We start from the raw sequence: 17,202 nt of genomic DNA on the forward strand, positions 1-17,202 counted from the left end.
ACTGGCCTCGGCCGACCCCTACCGCGCTGGCGGGTATCTACCGGGCCCTGCCGAGTCCTACGGCGGCGTTCCCGGGCCGCTACCCGGTGCGGCCGCCCCGGAGGCTGCCCGCCCCGGTGACCCGAGCGCCGGGACCGGGCAACCGGCTGCGGATGGCCCGCAAGCCGCTGGGTGCATCCCACCGGGCACCGGCACTCCCACACCCGGACACGACACCGCCCCCGGCGCATCCGCACACACCGCACCCGGCGCACCCGCACCCGCGACGCCGGACACCCCCGCCCACGAGGCTGCGCCCGACGGGGATCTCGAATCCGCCTTCAGACCCGAGCCCGAACCTGCCAACGAACCCCAACCCGCACCTGCCCCTCCGCCCGGCATCACCCTGCCCTTCGGCATCGTCATCCCCCTCCCCGCCCCACCACCTGCACCGGCGGCTTGATCGGCCCCGGGCGCACGGCTGCAGACGGTCCGGCTCGCCCGAATGCCGAAGGGGTGATGTCGTGCGTCGCTGGGCAGCCCGGATGCGAGTGGATAGAGCTTCACCCCAGGCATCAACCATGACGCGTGCGCGGCATTGGTATCCGAGGGGCGAACTGGGCCAATCGTTGGCTAACCCCGTAACGAACCTCTATTAAGAGCATTCGATTCGAGGTGAACTCATGCGGGCCACAATCGGAATATCAGCGCATAAGGGGCGAGCGATCCTGGTCGCAGCGGCCATCGCCGCGTTGGCGGGCGGAGCCGCGGTCGCGGTCGTGCAGGCGCCCGAAGACAGACCGGCAAACACCGAGATCCGCGGCCCCGCGGCGGGCCCGGCTCCCGTGCAAGAGCCCATGCCGGAGGCCCAGCCGGTGATCCCGATCCCGGCGGCCGCGCTTCCTGCGGTCGATCCCATGCCCGTGGCGACGACGCTTCCGTATCCCGAACCGTCACTGCCGCCCGCGCCGCCCCCGGTGTCAGCCGAGGCCAGGCAACCCATCGAGCCGGGCCCGCCCATGCCTCCCGACCTGCTGCCGGGTCAGCCCTACCCGGGGCAGCCCCCGACACACCGGCCGCATCCGACGACGTCGGCACCCGAACATGCTCCGGCCGGTGCACCCGACGACACCTTCCTCTTCCCCCGGTGAGTCCCCGCACCGAGGCACCGACCCAGCGGTCGTGCAGGCGTGGTGGGACAACCACTGGAAGCTGAAGGAACGCTCGCTCAACGGCGGGTTAGCCGAGCCGGAAGCCCACCCTGAGTGAGCGACAACCTCGGAGTGCTCATGTGGTGGCGGGGTGCCGGCTCTTGGCGTAGGACCTGCGCTATGCGAGCGGCAAACGGGCGCATGCTCCCGGCGGACGACTTGCGCCCGGTATTCTCCTCCCCCAGGGAGGAGGGCGCGTCGTGTCCGTGCAGCCTGGCGACGTCTTCGCTGGTTATCGCATCGTGCGCCGGATCGGTGCGGGCGGCATGGGGGCGGTGTATCTCGCCGAGCATCCGCGATTACCACGCAGTGACGCGGTGAAGATCCTCGATCCGGAACTCGGTGCCGACGCGGAGTTCCGCGCCCGGTTCGAGCGGGAGGCCGAACTCGCTGCCCGGCTCGAGCATCCGAACGTGGTCTCCATCTACGACCGCGGTGCGGAAGGCGAGCTGCTCTGGATCGCCATGCGGTACGTCGACGGGCTCGACGCGGCCGAATTGGTGCGCCGCGGCCCGGCAGTGCTGCCCGCCCAGCGGGCGGTGCGGATCGTCGCCGCGGCGGCACGTGGACTGGACGCGGCCCATCGCAGCGGACTGCTGCACCGCGACGTGAAACCGGCGAACATCTTGGTCTCGACGGCCGATGACGGTTCGGACGCGGTCCGCATCACCGACTTCGGCATCGCGCGCTCCCTGGACGCCGCCGCGACACTGACCACAACGGGATCGGTGCTGGCCAGCTTCGCCTACGCCGCACCCGAGCAACTGACCGGGGCACCGCTCGACCACCGCGCCGACATCTACTCCCTCGGCTGCACTCTCTACGAAATGCTCACCGGCACCGTCCCTTTCGGTCGGCGCACGCCGGCGGCGACCTTGCAGGCGCATCTCTACGAACCGCCGCCGCGGCCATCGCAGGCGAACCCGGCGCTGCCCCCGGCGATCGACGAGGTCGTCGCCCGCGCGATGGCGAAGAATCCGGCGTCGCGATACGCCAGCTGCGGCGAAATGGCGGCCGCGGCGCTGCGCGCACTGGAGTCGCCATCGAGTCCCCCGGTCGCCAGGGTTCTTCGGCAGGCCCCGCCCCCGCGAGCGCGCAGCGGGCTGCTGCTGGCGTTCAGCGCGGGGGTGGTCGCCCTGGTCATGATCGCGGTGCTCGGCGTGGTGCTCGTCCGTACCGGCGAACGAATCGGGCAGCCGGTCGCCGCCCCGTCGTCGACCGGGTCGCCGCCCTCCACGACCGGCCCGGTGCCCACCACAACGACCGCGTCCGCGTGGGGAGCCGCCGCCTACGTCGTCGACGCGTTCCCGAATCTGCTTCCGGCGGATCCGGAAGGCGTCGGCTACCAAGGGATGCGCTGCGCCCTCAACGACGACCGCGGCGCGTGGCTGCACTGCCCGGCCGCCACCGACGACGGGATCAACGTCAACATCCGCTGTGACCCGTCCCGCCGTCCGGTGACCTATACGTCCGGCACACTCGGCCGCACCGACCTGCACGAACAGCCATGGACCCGGCCGTCGGGCAGCGGCACGGTCCGGTGGGCCACCGACGACCTCGCCGGCTTCGGCCTGCTCGACGTGGCCTTCACCGACCCGCACCGCAACTTCTGCACGGTCAGCGCGTCCGGCGGGAACGGCGGCCAGGATGTGTACGACAGATGGTGGATCGGCGCGCCGATCTGAGCTGGGAACGGGACGGGTATGACGTTGCGCGTGGGGGCGGTATTCGCCGGGTATCGGATCGAGCGCACGCTCGGCGCCGGTGGCATGGGGACGGTGTACCTGGCGCGCCATCCACGGCTGCCGCGTTCGGTGGCGCTGAAGGTGCTCGACGCGTCCGCGGGCTCGGATCCCGAATTCCGCGCCCGGTTCCAGCGTGAAGCCGAACTGGCGGCGCGACTGGATCATCCGAACATCGTGGAGATCTACGACCGCGGCAGCGAGGACGGGCAGCTGTGGATATCGATGCGTCACGTGGCGGGTTCGGACGTGGCGCGGTTGATCGCGGGGCACACGCTGCCGCAGAGCCGGGTGGTGGAGATCCTCACTCAGGCCGCGGACGGGCTCGACGCCGCCCATCGTCGCGGCTTGCTGCACCGGGACGTCAAACCGGCGAATCTCCTGGTCGCCCCGGGCGACGATGGTCGCGACCACGTGTTCGTCACCGATTTCGGCATCGCGCGCAGCCGCGAGGACACCAGCGGACTGACCGTGGCCGGAGCGCTGATCGCCACGCTCGGTTACGTCGCGCCCGAACAGATCAGGGGCGAGCCGCTCGACCACCGCTGCGACGTGTACGCCTTGGGTGCCACTCTGTACCAGATGCTCACCGGCGCCATGCCTTTCGTGCGTAGCACGCCCGCGGCGGTGCTGCAGGCGCATCTGGCCGAACCGCCGCCGCGGCCCTCGGCGGCCGATCCGGCTGTGCCCGCCGCGCTCGACACGGTCATCGCCACCGCGATGGCGAAGCGTCCCGCCGACCGCTACGACAGTTGCGGCGCACTGGCCGCCGCCGCGGTCCGGGCACTCGGCCCTTTTTCCGCGCTGCCGCGCCAGGACCCCGTCGGCACATCAGACCCCGCACCGTCCACACGTCCGGATCCGCGCCTGCTGGTGGCGGCAGCCGGAGTGCTGCTGCTGGTCACCGCGCTCGCCGTTGCGATCACCGGGGGTGGCGGCACCGTGACGGGCAAGGGAATTCCCGGCCGCGCAACGCTATCCGCTTCCCCGCCGCCCACCACGCCCTCGAGTATCACGGCTTCACCCGCGTGGGGCCGCAACGCCGACCTCGTCGCGCTGTTCCCGGGGCTGCTCCCGGCGACTCCGCAAGGGGTGGGCTATCAAGGCGCGCGCTGCACCGACATCAATGTCGTCAACAATGGTGGCGCCCCCGCGGTCGAATGCCGACAGGACAACGGAATCCATTGGTACGTCTGGTCCTTCCGTCGCGGCGACCCCCGGCGCGACGCGACCTTTGAGACCAACATCGACAACGACACCACGCGCCGGGACACCTGGCGCAGGAACCCCGGATCCGGACGAGTGCGCTGGAGTTACTACCCGGGCGGTAATACGGGACTGCTCACAGTCGGCTTCGACGACCCAGCCCGGGCGTGGGTGGTGCTCGACGTCTCCTGGGATCACCACACCGGCCAGGACCTGTTCGACCAGTGGTGGCAATCGGCGCCGCTGTGAGCCATCGCGCACCGGCGGCCCGGCTCAGGGCCGATAAGCTGGCCGGGTGAGCGCACTAACGGCCGGATCGGTGGCGATCGCCGAGGACCTGGACGCCGTGACGACCCGCGGCCCCGAGGACGATCCCGCGGACGCCGGGCTCAGCCACAGGGACATCGAGTCGGTGTGGGAGTCGGTGCGCGCGTGGTACCGCCTGGGCACCACCCCGGCGATCCAGGTGTGCCTGCGCCGCAACGGCAAGATCGCGTTGAACCGGGCCATCGGTCACGGCTGGGGCAACGCGCCCGCCGACGGGCCGGACGCGGTCAAAGTGCTCGCCACGCCGGATACGCCGTTCTGCGGTTTCTCGACGGCCAAGGGCGTCGCCGGTGCGCTGATGTTCATGCTCATCGAACAGGGCGCGTTCGGCCTGGACGATCCGGTGTCCGGCTACATCCCCGAGTTCGCGGCGCATGGCAAGGCCGCCATCACGATCGGTGACGTGCTGTCGCACTCGGCTGGGATCCCTTTCGTCACGCCGCCCTACCAGGGTGTCGACCTGGTGCTCGACGAGGACTTGGCGGTGCGCGCGCTGGCCGATCTGGTGCCGAGCTGGAAGCCGGGGCGCTTCCGCGTGTACCACGCGTTGACCAGCGGATTGGTCCTGCGTCTGCTGGTGCGGCGGGCGACCGGAAAGCGCCTGCGGGAGCATCTGGCCGAACAGGTGCTAGAGCCGTTCGGGTTCCGCTGGACCAGCTTCGGGGTGCGTGCCGAGGACGTGGACAAGGTAGTGCCGAGCGTCAAGATCGGCCCGCCCCCGCCACGGGTGGCGACCTATCTGGCCGGCAAGGCGATCGGTGGACGCATGGACCGCGCCTCCCGCGCGGCGACCGACGCCTTCCTGACCGCCGAGCTGCCCTCGGGCAATCTGATCACCACCGCGTCCGAACTCTCCCGGTTCTACGAGATTCTCACCATGGGCGGGCCGGACGGCCGCCGAATCATCCGGCCGGAGACACTGCGGGAGGCGGTGCTACCCGCGCGCTGGATTCCGGGCGTGGCCGGACGGGTGAGCCGAGCGGGATTCGAGCTCGGCGGCCGCAAGTCGAAGTTCGGCCGCGACACCGGATCGCACTTCGGGCGCAGCGGATTGACCACCCAGTACGGCTGGGCCGACCCGGCCCGCGGACTGTCCGGAGCGATCCTCACCAGCGGCAAGGCCACCACCGACACCAAGCGGCCGTGGCAGCTGGTCGCGCAGATCTCCGCGACGGTGCCCGCCGACCAGTAGCACGCGGTACCGGCACGGGCGTCTCGATCGCCTCCACCAGTGAGAAGACCTTAGCCACCCGAAAGATCTAGTCTGTTAACTCGCTTGTTGCCGACCCGTGGGGTTGAGCTAGCGCGAGCGGAACAGACTGACCCGTCGGCTCTGTGGCGGTGAAAGCGTTGGTGGCGATGAGGATTGATCACGACGTGGCGGTGAGCGGGTTCCGGCACGAGATGCTTCCTGATGAGCGCGGTCGATTCGGCGTTTTCGGGGGCAGATTCGTGCCCGAAGGACTGATGGCCGCGCTGCTGGATCTCGAGGCGGCCTACCGCCTGGCGCAAGCCGATTCGAGCTTCGTGGCGGAATACCGGGAACTGCTGCGCGACCGGGTCGGCCGGCCAACGCTGCTCCATCAGGTGCGGCGGTTCGGCGAGTTGCTGGGCGTGCCAGGCGTGCGGGTCTACCTCAAGCGCGAGGACATGGCCCACACCGGCGCTCACAAGATCAACAACGCACTCGGGCAGGCGCTGCTGGCCCGGCGGATGGGCAAGCGACGGATCGTCGCCGAGACCGGCGCGGGCCAGCACGGCGTCGCCGTCGCGACGGTGTGCGCGATGCTCGGCCTGACCTGTGTGGTCTACATGGGGACCGACGACATGCGGCGCCAGGCGTCGAACGTGATCCGGATGAACCTGCTCGGCGCCGAGGTGCGGCCGGTCGACAGCGGATCGCGCCGGCTCAAGGACGCCATCAGCGAGTCGGTCCGCGACTGGGTGGCGAACCTGGACACCACCCACTACTTGTTCGGCACCGCGGCCGGGCCCGCGCCGTACCCACGGATCGTGCGGGACTTCCAGACGGTGATCGGCGCGGAGACCAGACACCAGATCGCGCGGGTCGAAGGCCGGCTGCCCGATTATGTCCTCGCCTGCGTGGGTGGCGGCAGCAACGCCATCGGTGTCTTCCACCCGTTCACCCACGATCCGCAGGTGCAGTTGATCGGTGTCGAGGCCGCCGGGCTCGGGGTCGACACCGGCGCGCACGCGGCGACGCTGAGCATGGGCAGCCCGGGCGAGATCGACGGCTCCTACAGCTACCTGCTGCAGGACGAGGACGGCCAGATCGCGCGGACCCACAGCATCGCGGCCGGACTCGACTATCCGGGCGTCGGCCCCGAACTCAGTCACCTGAAAGACAGTGGCCGGGTGAGCTATCGCGCGGCCACCGACGCCGTTGCGTTGCGCGGGATGCAGGCGCTCAGTCACACCGAAGGCATCCTCGCCGCACTCGAATCGGCCCACGCTGTCGGGCATCTGCTGGAGATGGCCGACCGCGGCGAGGTTCCCGAGAACTCCGTGGTCGTGCTGTGCCTGTCCGGCCGCGGTGACAAGGATCTCGCCGTCGCTGCCGATCGCCTCGGCGTGGCATAACCGCTGCTATCGTCGGAGGTGTTCATGGCGCCGGGGGAGGGACCGCGCGCTACACCCGCGCACGAGGACGAGCCCTCTTGAAGTTTCTACCCCGCCTGGTCCTGTTCCTGGCGATTCCCGCCGTATTGTTCCTGCTGCCGTGGTGGACTTTGGTGGCGGCGCCCACCCAAGGAACAGGGTCCCTGTTCTGGCTCGGTACGGCGCTGTTCGCGTTGGCGTTCAGCTGCCTGCCCGTGTCGATGTATCTCGGCCACGGGCCCGCGCAGTCGGATGCCGCCTCGATCGTCGGCGACACGCTGCTCGGCGTGATGTGGGTGGTGTTCAGCTGGTCGGTGCTCGGCAACCTCGCGCGCCTCGGGCTCGCCGTCGCCGGGGTCGGCGATCCGGCCCGCTCCCGGATCGTCGCGGCGGGTGTGCTCGCCGCCGCGGCCGTGCTCGTGGCGTGGGGCGTGGTGGAAGCGCGGCGGGTGCCGTTGGTCCGCACCGTGGAGGTATCCATCCCCGGACTCGGGCCTGCGCTGGACGGCCTGCGCGTGGTGGTCGTCACCGACACCCATTTCGCCGCGCTCGACCGATTGCGCTGGTCGGAGCGCGTGGTCGAGGTGGTCAACGCGCAACGTCCCGATATCGCCTGCCACGCCGGTGATCTGGCGGACGGCTCGGTGGCGAAGCGGCACGCGCAGGTCGATCCGCTCGGCAAGGTCGAGGCCGAGCTCGGCCGGTTCTACATCACCGGCAACCACGAGTACTTCGGCGACGCGCCGGGCTGGATCGAGCACATGAGGTCCCTTGGCTGGCAACCGCTGCGCAATGCGCACGTGACGGTGCGCCGCGACGAGGATCAACTGGTGATCGCGGGCATCGACGACCCGACGGGCGTCGGACTAGACGGTCATGGCCCTGACCTTCCCGCCGCGCTCGCGGGTGCGGACCCTGGCGCGCCGGTCGTCCTGCTCGCCCACCAACCCAAGCAGATCACCGATGCCGCGGCCGCCGGTGTCGCACTACAGATCTCCGGCCACACCCATGGCGGCCAGATCTGGCCGTTCCACTATCTCGTACGGCTCGATCAGCCTGTCGTCGCGGGACTGAGCCGCCACGGCGGCACCCAGCTCTACACCAGCCGGGGAACCGGCTTCTGGGGGCCGCAACTGCGGGTCTTCGCGCCGAGCGAAATCACCGTGCTGATCCTGCGTCCGCAATAGCCGCGCGCCGGGCTCGCCGCGACGTACGGCAGCGAGCGCCTGGTCAGCGGCCGCCGCGGGTGTCTTCCGCCTGGCTGGTGGCATCGGCATCGGGTGCGGGCGAGACCGGACCGCCGGGGCTCCATGCTTCGGTGACGCCCGGAATCCCATCCTGGACGACGTAACTGGCTCGGGTGTGGACCGGCGCGCCGGGACGGCGGACATAGGGAACCACGCGGAAGTCGTTGCGCCAGAGGCGATGATCGAGTTCCACGCGGACATACCCGCGCTGCGCGTTGAAGAACTTGAGGTCGGGGTTCGCCGCGAGCAGTAGACGGCCTTTGGCGGTGAGGTCGGCGCCGTCGCCGTTGCTCGTGATCGAGGTTCCGGTGAATTCCGCCGCCACCACCGGTGATTCGGGATCGGTGTAGTCACGCCGCAGGTCGGCGGCATGGTTCTCGTGCCGGTCGCCGGTGACCACCACCAGATTGCCGGCACCGCGGTCCGCGGCGGCGCCGAGCACAGCGTTGCGATCGGCGACGTAGCCGTCCCATGAATCGGTGGAGACCCTGACGTCAGGGCCCGGGTCGGTGTCGTTCTGGCTCATGCCGACCTGGTTGCCGATGATCTGCCAGCGGGCCTGCGAGTGGGTGAAGCCCTCGATCAACCAATCCCGTTGCCGCGCGCCCAGAATGGTGCGGTCAGGGGAGAGCCGGTCGGCGCAGTCGGCGACCACGCCGCCGTCGCACGCCTGCGCAGTACGGTACTGCCGGGTGTCGAGCATCGTGATATCCGCGAGATCGCCGAACCGGAATCGGCGGTGCAGGCGCATGCCCTGCCCGGACGGCAATGCGGCGCTGCGCAGCGGCTGATGCTCGTACATGGCCTGGAAGGCGGCGGCGCGGCGGCGGCGGAACAGGGCGGGGACGCGCCAGATGTCGAGCCCGATACCGGGCGTGCCGGCCGCCCAGTTGTTGTCGACCTCGTGATCGTCCATCGTGACCAGCCACGGGAACGCGGCATGCGCGGCACGTAACGGTCGCTCGGCCTTGTACAGCGCGTACCGCAGCCGGTAGCCCGGTAGATCGACGGCTTCGTCGCGGAAGTCCGGTCCGATCGCGAGGCCGGCGCGTCCGTTCACCCAGGCGCGCTCGTAGATGTAATCGCCCAGATGCACGACCAGGTCCAGGTCTTCCTGGCTCAGGTGTTCGTAGGCGTTGTAGTAGCCCGAACTCCACGACTGGCACGAGGCGAACGCGAAGCGCAGCCGAGCGAACGGCTGCCCCGGCGGCGGGGCGGTACGGGTCCGACCGACCGGGGATATGGCCGAGCCGGCCCGAAAACGGTAGAAATACCAGCGATCCGGTGCCAACCCGTGGACCTCCGGATGCACGCTGTGGGCCAGAGCGCGGGTGGCGAGCGCTGTTCCGCGGGCCACCACCTGCCGAAAGTGCTCGTCGTCGGCAACCTCGTACTCGACGGTCACCGGGTCCAGCGGCATACCGCCGAGCCCGTCCGGCGCCATCGGATCCGGCGCCAACCGCGTCCACAGCACCACACTGTCGGGAGCGGGATCCCCGGACGCGATACCTAACGCGAAGGGATCACCCAGCCAGCGCGGCGCCGGGAACCGGGCACTGCCTGCAGCCGCCGTTCCCACCAGCACCGCGACCGATCCCGCTGCGCCTGCTCGTAACACTTCCCGACGAGAGAGGGCCATACATCAGCGTACGGCTGCTCCGGGAATCGAGACGGACCCCAACCCGCCGCGGGTCAGAGCAGCCCGCCGCGCCGGGCGTGCTCGAGCGCGTCGACCCGGGAATTCGCTCCCAACTTGCCGTAGATACCGCGCAAGTGGGTTTTCACCGTGTTGACCGAGACTCCCAGGTCGGTGGCGATCAGCTGGGCGGTGCGGCCGGACGGCAACTGCTTGAGCACGGTCATCTCGGTGCGTGTCAGCGCGGGGTAGGCCGACCTGCGGTGTACCGCGGGGTGGCGCCGGATTCCGGCGGCGAAGCTCTCCGACCGGCCGAAACGGCCCGCGTAGCTGTCCAGCAGGGGCATGGCGGCAGGTATGTCGAGGAACGGCCTGATCAGGCGCTGCGGCGCTGCGGCGTTCAGCGCGTTCTCCAGTGCGGCCAAGGCCTTGGCCGGCGCGCCTGCCTCGTGCTGGGCCGAGGAGTACAGCAGCCATCCGGTGATCGTGCTGACCGGACGCAGATCGATCGCATTGTCGAGCAAGGGTTCGAGGATGGCGCAGGTCGTCTTGGGACGATCGGCCGCCGCGCTCAAGGCGGCATCGGCCATGCGGACCTCGGCCAGGTCGCCGACAATGCCGCGGGCTCGCTCGACCAGCAGCTGCGCGGTCCTGGGATCGTGTACGCGCAGCAGCGCCCAGACCACCGGAAGGATCAGACTGCCGGTCGCCGATGGCAGGGTCCGGTGCTCCACCAGCATGAGCAGGCTCCGGCGCAGCGCCTCGACCGCGGTCGACGGCTCCTCGGTCCGGTCGAGGTCGAGCAGCCGTCCGATCACGTGGCCGTGCCACCCGGCGACCGGACCGGACGACCCGTCGGGCTCGACCTGCTCGGCGAGGACGGCGCTCACCTGGGCCGGATCGGGCGTCTCGCCTTGCAGGTAGGCGCCGTAGGCGGCGATGGCGGTCGCCTGGACGGCGTCGGTTGCCTCCAGCAGTCCGTGCGTGCCTGCGATGGTCAAGGCGTGGGCCGCGCGGTCACGCATCGCGGTGGCGGCATCGACGGCGTTCGCGGCGAACGCGAGCCGGGTGAGCGCCCGCAGCACCAACCGCGGCCGCCCGGCGTGCTCGGCCAAAGCCAGACCCGCGTGCAGCAACTGTTCGCCGCGGGCGACCGCGCCGCGGGCGACCAGGCCGCTGGCGACCTGAATCGCGGTGTACGCGTCGAGATCGGGGTCGCCGGTCGGCGCAATCTCGTCCTGGAATTCGCCGAGTGCGATCTCGGTGGTCGCCGCGACATCGATCGTCGCGGCGAGGGCGAGGGTGTCCACTCGTTCGGCGGAGGCGAAGGAGGCCTTGCCTGCACGGCGCGCCATCGCCGTGTCCAGGCACGCGACCGCGGCGGCGGTGCCGCCGTGTACGAGCGCGTCGACCACCCGCGCCAGCCACAGGAACGGGTCGTCGAGCACGGTGGGCGCCGACTGGGCGAGCCCGTCGAACAACGTGTCGCCCGCTCCGTCGAGGACGATCCGCAGCGCGTACTCGGACAGGAACTCCTGCAGGCTTTCCCGATCGGGGTCGGCGAGAAAATGGGGGAGCGCGGTCGCGGGCAGGCCCGCGGAACACAGCCAACGGGCCGACTGGCCGTGCAGGTCCGCGCACAGCTGTGACCCGAGCCGATGGGCCTCGGCGCGGAAGTAGGCGCGCACCATGGGGTGACAGGAGTACCACACCTGGTCACCACACGCATCGGCGCTGATCGGGAAATTGATCCGGTCGAGTTCGTGCAGGTAGTGTCCCGCGCCGCCGCCGACGAGTTCGTCGGCGAGTTGCTCGGTGAACGACACCGGAATGCTTGTGTAAGTGAGGAATTGGCGCAGCGCGGGTGGCAGGTCTCCGACGAGCTCGCCGACCAGGAACTCCGCGACGGCGCGGGGTGGTCGCGCGAGGATGGTCAGTGCCGCGGCCCGGTCGTCGGCCCTGGCGGCCAGATGGGCCGCGGCGATGCGCACCAGCGCCGCCCAGCCGCGGGTCAGCGTGCCGAGAGTGTCCAGCTCGGTCTCGGTGAGCTCGCAGCCGTGGTCGCGGCACAACGCGTCGATCTGGCCCGGCGTGAAGGCCAGGTCGTCCGTGCTCCAGCGGGTCAGGCGGGACTGGAGATCGAGGACATGCCACCGGATCGGTGGAGCGAAGCGGCCGCACAGCACCGTCGTGACGCTTGGCGGCGCATGGTGCAGGAAGTATTCGACTCCGGCGAGCGCGAGCGGATCGGCGATCAGATGAGCGTCGTCGAGTACGACTACCGTCGGCGTCGCCCGCGTCGCCAGCGCGTGGACCAGCGCCGCCGCGCCCGCGGTCGGCGGGCCACCGTGCTGCGCGGTAGCGACACCGAATCGGGTGTGCAGCGCGGGCCACAGCGACGCCGGATCGTCGAGTTCATCGGTGATGGTCAGCCACGCCACGTCCGGTTCGCCCGCCGTGTGGCGAGTGGCCCAGTCGGCCAGCAGGACGGTCTTTCCGGTCCCCGCGGGTGCGCAAACCAGGAGCACGCCCCCGTTGTCGGCGTTCGAGACCGCGTCCACGGCGGCGAGCAGATCCGTTCGCGGAATCGGCGTGAAGGGCAACGCCGGTATCTCGGCCGCTGTTTCCGCTGCGGAAGGGATGCGGCGTAGAGCGGGGACGTGCGATGTGGTCACCGTGCCTCCAAGGCCGTGTGCTGACAAATCACTACCGCGCCTAGCTCCCGGAACTTACCCGGCGGAAAGTCCGCTCGATCCGATCGTGTGCGGTCGTTATGGAAATTTCATCCCGGACGGGTATGCCGTATCGGAGCCACCCGGAACGGGTGAAGTGCCGAACGGTGCCCGTGGTGGAGATTCGACATGCGTCCATTAATCCCAGAAAGTCCATTGCTTCCCGAAAGGGGCGACCGATGACGCATATGACCGCACCGGAACAACACCCCGTGCGCCGTGGCATCGCGGCGGGCACGTCGATAGCGGCCGCGATTCTGCTGCTGACCGTCGGTGTGCTGTCGGTCTTCGAAGGTATTTCCGCCGTTGCCGAGGACGAGCTGTACGTCGTGGGCACGGAATACGTCTACAAGTTCGACACCACGGCATGGGGTTGGATCCATATCGTGCTCGGGATCCTGCTGATCATCGCCGCACTGGGTTTGATGACCGGCGCTACCTGGGCCAGGGTTACGGCTATCTGCTTGGCCGCCTTGTCGATCATCGCAAACTTCATGTGGCTGCCGTACTACCCGGCCTGGTCCATCCTCGTCATCGCCATCAACGTCGTGGTGATCTGGGCGATCGCCACCTGGCGGCCGGAAAGCCCGACGGGACAAGAAGGCGTGACCGGGCGAGCCCCCACGGCGCCGCCCCAGTAGCTGGGCACGCAGGGCGCGGTCGAGGCCGGCTCGGCGCAAGTCGAGTCCGCCCTCGACCGCGTCGTGGTCTGCCGACGGTGCGCCGTTCGGGCTGCCGAGGGTTCGTGCCCGGCTCAGGGCGGCCGGCGCCACGGAGATCGCCGAATTCGGCATGACCGCGAGCAAATCCGCAGCACCGCCGCATCGAGGAAGACCTGCCGGACACCGGCGAACGCGTGAAATCGAATTTGAAGCGCCCACGGCTCAGTGCAGTTCGGCGAGCGGTTCGCCGGGACGGCCGCGCGATTCGCCTGCGACGGGGACCCAGCCTGCCGCGGCGCGGCACCGAATGTCTTGTGGCGCTTGCCGGAACCCGGCAGGCGCGATCGGGTGCGCGTGCGCGGCGATCGCCCGCGGCTCGGTCGGTGATCGGTGCGGGTGCGGGGTGCGAGACAGTGCGGAGATACCGCGGCGTGGCGATGGGAAGGGGTTCTGCGGTGGGCAACCATACCAAGCAGTCCGTGATGCGAGTGGTGATGATCCCGACGGAGGTGGTGCGACCGGCCTCGGTATTCGATGATGTCGCCGCGGCAGCGGGCACGGTGGTGTCGAAGGGGTTGTTCTTCGTGCTGATCGTCGGGTTGGTGCTGACGGCGGGTGTGAGTCTGCTGTTCGGCCGCGACGTCGACGGCTGGCCGCGGCTGCTCACCACCGCGACGACGATCGTCACGTTCGTACTGGTCGCGCTGCTGCACAACATGCACAGCCGGGCCACCTACGCGATGCAGGTCAAACTCAACGCTCTCGCCCAGGCGCTGTCGGATGTCAAGGTCGAACTGAGCGCCGAGGCCGCCGTGAGCTGTCGCGGTGAGCAGCGCTGTGGGGTGCACGGATTCGCGCACAGCGACAGACCCGCGTGATCCCTCGGCCGAGTCGGGCTTTCGGCTGTCGCCGCTGACTCGGTTGTGGTATTCACCCTTCGTCATCCCTACGAATCGAAGGACGCCAATGGCCGGCAAACCCCCGCTCGTACTTCTGCACGGTGTCACCATGTCGGAGCGGGTGTGGGATGACGTCACACCGCTGCTGGCGGCGCGGCACGAGGTGATCACCCCGACCGCCGTCGGCCATCGGGGTGGACCGGCTGCATTGCGGCGTCCGGCGCGGGTCGAGCACTTGGTGGACGACATCGAGCGGCGTCTGGACGCGCTGGGCCTGCGTCGCGCGCACATCGCGGGCAATTCGCTGGGCGGCTGGATGGCGATCGAACTGGCTCGCCGCGGCCGCGCGGAGACCGTCTGCGCACTGTCGCCGGCGGGATTCTGGGATCCCGGCGCCAGGAGCCGGTCGGTCGCGACCCGCCGGATCGCCCGAGAAGCGGCTACCGGCCGGCTGCTGGGATTCCTCGCACCGCTCGGCCTGCGCAGTGCCATGATCCGGCGAGTGGCGTTGCGCAACATCGCGGTGCACGGCGATCGCATCACCCCGGCGCAAGCCATGATCGTCTTACGCGATCTGCTGGGCTGCACCGTCACCGCCGATCTGCTGGGCACCGACGAATATGTCGCCTCGCTCGACCCGCTGCCGTGCCCGATCACGGTGGCCTGGTCGGAGAACGATCGAGTCCTTCCCGCGCAGATCCACGCGGCGATTGCCCGAACTCGGTTGCCCGAGGCCGTCTACTCGCTCCTGCCCGGGGTTGGTCACGTCCCGATGATCGATGACCCTGAGCTGATCGCTCGGACCATCCTCGCCGCCACCCAGGCCACAGCGGCCGAGGCGTCGTAGCTCATCTTCGGCCGAGTGCGTCGCCGCAGCGGAATATTCCGGCGCGGCAGTACTCACGACGACGGAAGACGCGGCCGGCGGCGGATGGTCAGGCCCACCGAGTCCGGCCGCGGGATCCCTAGCGGCCGGAGCCGCTCGCCGACAGCGATTCCAGCAGGCAGCTCCAATGCGGGGCGCCGCCGGGGCAGCCTGGGCTGGCGACCTGTTCCGACTGCCCGACGGGTTCGGCCGGTTGCAGCGGGATGCCGACGGCCGACGCCGGTGCCGCTGTGGCCAAGGGAGCCAGCAGGATTGCGCCGGCCAGCAGTCCGGCACGAAGGTGGGTATGCATCGGGTTTCCTTTCCGGCGGTAAGGGGAGCCGCCGCCAGAGACGCTATTGGTCTGGAGGATGGCGCGAACAGACCTGGGAAGGTGCGCCACCGAAACTGAGGGCTTCCGTGACAGCGCCCGCCCGCAGCCGTCAGACGTGGTCCAGCGCGGTGCGGATCCGCTCCACGGTCGCGCTGAGGCGGGCCTGGTGTGAACCCTGCCAGTAGATCCGCCCGCAGTCGCGGCACTGGCGGAAGGTGTCGTAATAGCGGCGGGTGAGCGGTTGCAGCCGATCTTCGACATCGGTTTTGGCCACCTCGGCGACCGGCCCGCCGCAGCGCAGGCACCGAGAGAAGGGCGCCAGGCACGTGCGCAGATCCAGCCGCCGGATCACCTCGACGATTTGATCGATCGGCTGGTCGGACCGGATGTACACGCCATGAGTGACGTTGCGCCGCTTGAGCAGTCCGCGGTCGCGGGTGAGCAGGATCCGGTGCTCGGCGGCGGACACCTCGGCGAGCTCGGCGTCCTCGGCGTTCCACCGGCAGTGCACGTCGAGGCCCATCAGCCGCATCAGCTTGGCCAGTCCGCCGAGATTGACGTCGGCGACGAATCGCGGCTCGCGCAGCGGGTGCGGGCGGACCCGCGTCACCCCGCCGATGTCGAGGGTCTCGAACACCGGGTACGCGCTGATCCGGTCACCGATCCGCGGGTGATGGCCGAAGTCCACCGGCTGCCCGTCGACCAGGATCAGGTCGACCTCGGTGTGCGGGATGCCCACGGCCTCGATGAGGTCCTTCACGGTCTGGTGGGGCCGGAACGGCCGCCGCAGCACCGTGTACCGCTCGTCGGGCCGGAGGAAGTTGTTCAGCTCGGCGTAGACACGGATCTCGACGCTCATTCGACGAACAGCGCCAGCGAGGCCGTGAAGCCGTGCAGCGCGTTGCGGCCGGCGATGGGTCCGATCTCGCCCGCGGCGAAGAAACCCGCGAGCGGAATACCGCCCAGCAAATCCTCGATCGTCGCGGCATCATGATCCGCGACCCCGAACATCCGCCTGCCGCGCCCATTGCAGGTGAACAGCAACGCACCGGCCGCACGCCCGTGCATGTCCGCGCTGGCCCGCGCCAGGGCGGCCCGCAGATCTTTGTCCGCTCCGATCGCGTCCCGGACCTGGAACTGGACGGTCGTGCCGATCTCGACGGCCTCGCCGATCTCGATCGCGCCGCTGGACGGGTCGGCGCCGAGGATGCCACGGATCAGGAAATCGCCCTGCCCCGGCGCGGCCAGATGCTCGTCCACCACGATGCCGATCTGCAAGCCGTTGGCCAGCAGCTCCTGCTGATCCGGAGGCAGCACGTCGACGATCTCCCGCAATCGCACGATCGGCGGCCGGCCGCCGAGCTCGGTGATCAGATCGCCCCGCGCTGCGGTGACGATGTAGGGGTACCCGATCGGCCGGCAGCCCTGCGACACGATCGGCACTCCGCGCAGGCCGGGCAGCCGCACACCGACCGCGCCGGAGGTCACCACGTCACGGTCCAGGAACAGCCTGCTGCCTGCCGGAAGCTGCCCGCCGCTGACCAGCCCGCCCATCACGACGGTGCCGGGCAGGTCGGCGTTCAAGTGCTCGAGCAGCGCGTCGGCCGGGAACGAGTACGGGTCCGGCAGCAGCAGGTGGAAGTCACGAGCGTCCTTGTCGAAGCGGTAGCCGGCCAGCAGTCCGCCGGTCGCGGTGCGGACGAAGTCCAGCCGGAATGTCTCGGCGGGCAGACCGGAGGCCAG

At 69.9% G+C, this 17,202-nt stretch carries 14 protein-coding genes and 1 pseudogene; 10 read left to right on the top strand and 5 right to left on the bottom strand.

What is annotated here, in order from left to right; translation table 11 throughout:
* The 7 genes and pseudogenes from NA4_RS41555 to NA4_RS24325 all read left to right on the top strand — a co-directional run.
* Window positions 1–442: pseudogene (locus tag NA4_RS41555) on the top strand (hypothetical protein); the annotation flags it as partial.
* Between the two features lie 220 nt (window positions 443–662).
* The gene (locus NA4_RS24300; protein WP_067474385.1) at window positions 663–1,130 is read left to right on the top strand and encodes a hypothetical protein; all 468 of its coding nucleotides are present in this window, start codon (window positions 663–665) and stop codon (window positions 1,128–1,130) included.
* Between the two features lie 260 nt (window positions 1,131–1,390).
* Window positions 1,391–2,875 (top strand): serine/threonine-protein kinase, encoded by a 1,485-nt coding sequence (locus NA4_RS24305; protein WP_245671566.1) that lies wholly within the window; start codon window positions 1,391–1,393, stop codon window positions 2,873–2,875.
* Between the two features lie 18 nt (window positions 2,876–2,893).
* The gene (locus tag NA4_RS24310) at window positions 2,894–4,387 is read left to right on the top strand and encodes a serine/threonine-protein kinase (RefSeq protein ID WP_157129275.1); all 1,494 of its coding nucleotides are present in this window, start codon (window positions 2,894–2,896) and stop codon (window positions 4,385–4,387) included.
* Window positions 4,388–4,433: 46 nt separating this feature from the next.
* The gene (locus tag NA4_RS24315; protein WP_067474389.1) at window positions 4,434–5,657 is read left to right on the top strand and encodes a serine hydrolase; all 1,224 of its coding nucleotides are present in this window, start codon (window positions 4,434–4,436) and stop codon (window positions 5,655–5,657) included.
* Between the two features lie 167 nt (window positions 5,658–5,824).
* Window positions 5,825–7,066 (top strand): tryptophan synthase subunit beta, encoded by a 1,242-nt coding sequence (trpB, locus tag NA4_RS24320; RefSeq protein WP_067474422.1) that lies wholly within the window; start codon window positions 5,825–5,827, stop codon window positions 7,064–7,066.
* Window positions 7,067–7,143: 77 nt separating this feature from the next.
* Window positions 7,144–8,271 (top strand): metallophosphoesterase, encoded by a 1,128-nt coding sequence (locus tag NA4_RS24325; RefSeq protein WP_067474392.1) that lies wholly within the window; start codon window positions 7,144–7,146, stop codon window positions 8,269–8,271.
* Window positions 8,272–8,314: 43 nt separating this feature from the next.
* On the opposite strand, the gene NA4_RS24330 is transcribed toward NA4_RS24325, so the two are convergent.
* Both NA4_RS24330 and NA4_RS24335 read right to left on the bottom strand, forming a co-directional pair.
* The gene (locus NA4_RS24330) at window positions 8,315–9,970 is read right to left on the bottom strand and encodes an alkaline phosphatase D family protein (protein ID WP_067474395.1); all 1,656 of its coding nucleotides are present in this window, start codon (window positions 9,968–9,970) and stop codon (window positions 8,315–8,317) included.
* A gap of 53 nt (window positions 9,971–10,023) precedes the next feature.
* On the bottom strand, window positions 10,024–12,642 hold the full coding sequence (locus tag NA4_RS24335) for a winged helix-turn-helix domain-containing protein (RefSeq protein ID WP_169811110.1): 2,619 nt from the start codon (window positions 12,640–12,642) through the stop codon (window positions 10,024–10,026).
* 236 nt (window positions 12,643–12,878) lie between these two features.
* Between NA4_RS24335 and NA4_RS24340 the strand changes: the two genes are divergently transcribed.
* The 3 genes from NA4_RS24340 to NA4_RS24350 all read left to right on the top strand — a co-directional run bounded on the left by NA4_RS24340 (window position 12,879) and on the right by NA4_RS24350 (window position 15,107).
* Window positions 12,879–13,340, top strand: a complete 462-nt coding sequence (locus NA4_RS24340) for a DUF7144 family membrane protein (protein ID WP_067474402.1) — start codon at window positions 12,879–12,881, stop codon at window positions 13,338–13,340.
* 476 nt (window positions 13,341–13,816) lie between these two features.
* Window positions 13,817–14,239 carry a low affinity iron permease family protein gene (locus NA4_RS24345; protein WP_067474404.1) on the top strand — a complete coding sequence of 141 codons (423 nt, stop codon included), beginning with the start codon at window positions 13,817–13,819 and terminating at the stop codon, window positions 14,237–14,239.
* Window positions 14,240–14,327: 88 nt separating this feature from the next.
* Window positions 14,328–15,107, top strand: a complete 780-nt coding sequence (locus tag NA4_RS24350) for an alpha/beta fold hydrolase (protein WP_067474406.1) — start codon at window positions 14,328–14,330, stop codon at window positions 15,105–15,107.
* A 118-nt stretch (window positions 15,108–15,225) separates the two neighbouring features.
* Here the strand turns inward: NA4_RS24350 and NA4_RS24355 are convergent, their stop codons facing one another.
* The 3 genes from NA4_RS24355 to NA4_RS24365 all read right to left on the bottom strand — a co-directional run.
* Window positions 15,226–15,438 carry a hypothetical protein gene (locus NA4_RS24355; protein WP_067474409.1) on the bottom strand — a complete coding sequence of 71 codons (213 nt, stop codon included), beginning with the start codon at window positions 15,436–15,438 and terminating at the stop codon, window positions 15,226–15,228.
* Between the two features lie 130 nt (window positions 15,439–15,568).
* Entirely contained in the window at window positions 15,569–16,318 is a 750-nt protein-coding gene (locus tag NA4_RS24360) for a Mut7-C RNAse domain-containing protein (RefSeq protein WP_067474412.1), read from the bottom strand.
* Window positions 16,315–17,202, bottom strand: an 888-nt coding sequence (locus tag NA4_RS24365; RefSeq protein WP_067474414.1) for an FIST signal transduction protein, incomplete at its 5' end; no start/stop codon positions are given. The genes NA4_RS24365 and NA4_RS24360, both read right to left, overlap by 4 nt.

This window comes from Nocardia amamiensis NBRC 102102 (assembly GCF_001612745.1).
Lineage (GTDB): Bacteria > Actinomycetota > Actinomycetes > Mycobacteriales > Mycobacteriaceae > Nocardia > Nocardia amamiensis.